The 3,455-nt window shown below is 55.5% G+C and carries 2 rRNA genes; both read right to left on the bottom strand.

Annotation, left to right across the window (positions count from 1 at the left end):
- Positions 1-2: 2 nt before the first annotated feature.
- A 5S ribosomal RNA gene (gene rrf, locus CH276_RS08235) occupies positions 3-119 on the bottom strand.
- 133 nt (positions 120-252) lie between these two features.
- Positions 253-3,406 (bottom strand): 23S ribosomal RNA (locus tag CH276_RS08240).
- Positions 3,407-3,455 lie beyond the last annotated feature (49 nt).

Genomic DNA, 3,455 nt, shown 5'->3' on the forward strand with positions numbered 1-3,455 from the left:
GTGTTCGGCGGTGTCCTACTCTCCCACACCCTGTCGAGTGCAGTACCATCGGCGCTGGAGGGCTTAGCTTCCGGGTTCGGAATGGGACCGGGCGTTTCCCCTCCGCTATGGCCGCCGTAACTCTGCGAAACAGTTACACACGGAACATCAGCGGTGCCACCGGATCTGGATCGGTGACGTACTGGGTTCATTCAATTGTTGTGCTGAAACGTGTGTTGTTTCAGATATTGCACAGTGGACGCGTAGCTTCTTTGTGGTAAGTCCTCGGCCTATTAGTACCAGTCACCTGCACCCATTACTGGGCTTCCAGTTCTGGCCTATCAACCCGGTGGTCTGCCGGGGGCCTTACCCCCTCGAGGGGGTGAGAAACCTCATCTTGGAACAGGCTTCCCGCTTAGATGCTTTCAGCGGTTATCCCTTCCGAACGTAGCCAACCAGCGGTGCTCCTGGTGGAACAACTGGCACACCAGAGGTTCGTCCGTCCCGGTCCTCTCGTACTAGGGACAGCCTTCCTCAAGTTTCTTACGCGCGCGGCGGATAGAGACCGAACTGTCTCACGACGTTCTAAACCCAGCTCGCGTGCCGCTTTAATGGGCGAACAGCCCAACCCTTGGGACCTACTCCAGCCCCAGGATGCGACGAGCCGACATCGAGGTGCCAAACCATCCCGTCGATATGGACTCTTGGGGAAGATCAGCCTGTTATCCCCGGGGTACCTTTTATCCGTTGAGCGACACCGCTTCCACTTGCCGGTGCCGGATCACTAGTCCCGACTTTCGTCCCTGCTCGACTTGTCAGTCTCACAGTCAAGCTCCCTTGTGCACTTGCACTCGACACCTGATTGCCAACCAGGCTGAGGGAACCTTTGGGCGCCTCCGTTACATTTTAGGAGGCAACCGCCCCAGTTAAACTACCCACCAGGCACTGTCCCTGAACCAGATCATGGTCCGAGGTTGAGGTATCCAATACGATCAGAGTGGTATTTCAACAACGACTCCACAGTAACTGGCGTCACCGCTTCACAGTCTCCCACCTATCCTACACAAACCGAACCGAACACCAATACCAAGCTGTAGTGAAGGTCCCGGGGTCTTTTCGTCCTGCCGCGCGTAACGAGCATCTTTACTCGTAATGCAATTTCGCCGAGTCTATGGTTGAGACAGCTGAGAAGTCGTTACGCCATTCGTGCAGGTCGGAACTTACCCGACAAGGAATTTCGCTACCTTAGGATGGTTATAGTTACCACCGCCGTTTACTGGGGCTTAAATTCTCAGCTTCGCCATCACTGGCTAACCGGTCCTCTTAACCTTCCAGCACCGGGCAGGCGTCAGTCCGTATACATCGTCTTACGACTTCGCACGGACCTGTGTTTTTAGTAAACAGTCGCTTCTCACTGGTCTCTGCGGCCCACACCAGCTCACACTGCAAGAGTGATCACCGGCAGGGGCCCCCCTTCTCCCGAAGTTACGGGGGCATTTTGCCGAGTTCCTTAACCATAGTTATCTCGATCGCCTTAGTATTCTCTACCTGACCACCTGTGTCGGTTTGGGGTACGGGCCGTGTAACAACTCACTAGAGGCTTTTCTCGGCAGCATAGGATCACTGAATTCGCCTCAATCGGCTACGCATCACCTCTCAGGCTTGATGAACGGCGGATTTGCCTACCGTTCGCCCTACAGGCTTACACCAGTACAACCACTGACTGGCCCAGCTACCTTCCTGCGTCACCCCATCGCTTGGCTACTACCAGATCAGGTCCCACGCATCCACCCGCCCCCGCACACCCGAAGGCGTGAAGTAAGCGAGATTCAGGGTGGTTAGTATCACTGATTCACCATGGGCGCGGTTACACGGGTACGGGAATATCAACCCGTTGTCCATCGGCTACGCCTGTCGGCCTCGTCTTAGGTCCCGACTCACCCTGGGCGGATTAACCTGGCCCAGGAACCCTTGGTCATTCGGCGGACGAGTTTCTCACTCGTCTTTCGCTACTCATGCCTGCATTCTCACTCGCGCAGCCTCCACACCTGGATCACTCCGATGCTTCCATGGCTGCACGACGCTCCCCTACCCACCCACACACCTGCACACAGATCCGCAGACCTGCATGGGGCTGTTGTGTGAGTGCCGCAGCTTCGGTGGTGTACTTGAGCCCCGCTACATTGTCGGCGCAGGATCACTTGACCAGTGAGCTATTACGCACTCTTTCAAGGGTGGCTGCTTCTAAGCCAACCTCCTGGTTGTCTTCGCGACCCCACATCCTTTTCCACTTAGTACACGCTTAGGGACCTTAGCTGGCGATCTGGGCTGTTTCCCTCTCGACTACGAACCTTATCGCCCGCAGTCTCACTGCCACGCTCTCACTCACCGGCATTCGGAGTTTGGCTGATTTCGGTAAGCTTGTAGGCCCCCTAGACCATCCAGTAGCTCTACCTCCGGTGAGAAACACGTGACGCTGCACCTAAATGCATTTCGGGGAGAACCAGCTATCACGGAGTTTGATTGGCCTTTCACCCCTACCCACAACTCATCCCCTCAGTTTTCAACCTAAGTGGGTTCGGTCCTCCACGACGTCTTACCGTCGCTTCAACCTGGCCATGGGTAGATCACTCCGCTTCGGGTCTAGAACACGCCACTACACACCTTGCGGTGATACGCCCTATTCGGACTCGCTTTCGCTACGGCTACCCCACACGGGTTAACCTCGCGACATGCCACTAACTCGCAGGCTCATTCTTCAAAAGGCACGCCATCACCAGCCATGACGAATCATGCACCGGCTTTGACGGATTGTAAGCGCACGGTTTCAGGTACTATTTCACTCCCCTCCCGGGGTACTTTTCACCTTTCCCTCACGGTACTAGTCCGCTATCGGTCACCAGGGAGTATTCAGGCTTATCGGGTGGTCCCGACAGATTCACAGCAGATTTCACGGGCCCGCTGCTACTTGGGTATCCACAACGACAGTTGCAATGTTTTCGTCTACGGGACTCTCACCCTCTACGACAGGCCGTTCCAGACCACTTCGACTAACACCACAATTTCTCACTGTCGGCCGATCCGGCAGAATCGACAATGCAAACCCCACAACCCTCCATACGCAACCCCTGCCGGGTATCACACGCACAAAGTTTGGCCTCATCCGCTTTCGCTCGCCACTACTCACGGAATCACTATTGTTTTCTCTTCCTGTGGGTACTGAGATGTTTCACTTCCCCACGTTCCCTCCACACACCCTATATATTCAGGTGCAGGTAACACGACATCACTCGTGCTGGGTTTCCCCATTCGGACACCCTCGGATCACAGCTCGGTTGACAGCTCCCCGAGGCTTATCGCAGCCTCCTACGTCCTTCATCGGCTCCTGGTGCCAAGGCATCCACCGTACGCTCTTCATTACTTACAACAAAGATGCTCGCGTCCACTGTGCAATTCTCAAACAACACACACCGGAA

Origin of the sequence: Rhodococcus sp. 06-470-2 (genome assembly GCF_002258235.1) — a bacterium.
Lineage (GTDB): Bacteria > Actinomycetota > Actinomycetes > Mycobacteriales > Mycobacteriaceae > Rhodococcoides.